Here is a 1,113-nt window from a genome sequence, read left to right on the forward strand (position 1 = left end):
TTTTTGACATTTTTTAGCGCTTTCCGTACTCTATGGACGGAGTTATCCAACCACCGCCGATAAACGCCAGCCAAAGATCGTCGCCATGCGCGTCAGGTTGTAAGCGGCGAAAGTGAACGTGGTTTGTGCGCGAACTTTCGCCAGGCCGACGAAACGCGCCTTGCGCAGTCCGCCGATGGTCTTGCTCCAGCCGAAGATCTCCTCGACCAGTTTGCGTTTCTTGATGCTCACCGCGTAGCCCGCATGGCGAGTGGTACGCCCATCGATGGCGCTGTGTTTTTTCTGCGCCACGTGCGGCGTCACGCCCAAGGCGCGCAGTTTCTTGACGAAAGCGGCCGCGTCGTAGCCCTTGTCGGCGCCCAGCGTCGCGCCGGCTTTGTCGATGCTGCGCCCGGCCATGATCAGCGCCGCGTCGCGTTCGGCCGTACCGCTGGCCAGCGTGGTGGTTGCGTCGACCACGAGGCCGTTGCGGTTCTCCATCAACGCGTGGCCCAGGTAGCACAGCCTTGACTTGTCACCGTCCCCTTTCTTGTACAGCCGCGCATCCGCATCGGTCGTCGACTGATGCGTCTCGTTGCAGCGTTTCTCTCCTTTGAAGTCGACCGTGGCGTTGCGCCCGCCGTCGCTCGGCGGCGGTCCGCTGCCATCTTTTTTGGTGAAGCTCTTGACCGATGCCCACGCCTCGATCATGGTGCCGTCAACGGTGAAATGCTCGTCCGAAACGAGGTTTTTCCATTCGGCGATGCGTAGCACCTGGGCGAAGAAACGCTGCGTCATCGCTTCGCTGAACAGGCGTTCACGGTTGGCACTGAAGGTTGAGTGGTTCCACACGGCCTCGTCGAGATTCATGCCGACGAACCAGCGGTAGAGCAGGTTGTAATCAATGTGCTGCACCAATTGGCGCTCGGATCGGATGGAAAACAGCGTCTGGATCAGGCTGGCGCGCAGCAAGCGCTCCGGGGCGATCGACGGGCGGCCCCGACGCGAATACAGCGCCTGGAAATCATCGTTCATGTTGGCCAGGATGGCATCGACCAGTACTCGCAATTTGCGCAAGGGATGCGCATCCGGGATGCGTTCCTCCAACGAGCGGTAACTGTACAGAGAGTGCTG

At 60.5% G+C, this 1,113-nt stretch carries 1 protein-coding gene; it reads right to left on the reverse strand.

What is annotated here, in order from left to right:
- Positions 1 to 42 precede the first annotated feature (42 nt).
- A partial coding sequence (locus CSZ94_RS27325; RefSeq protein WP_258001240.1) for an IS5 family transposase occupies positions 43 to 1,113 on the reverse strand: 1,071 nt, incomplete at its 5' end.

Origin of the sequence: Janthinobacterium sp. ROICE36 (assembly GCF_002869965.1) — a bacterium.
GTDB lineage: Bacteria > Pseudomonadota > Gammaproteobacteria > Burkholderiales > Burkholderiaceae_D > Janthinobacterium.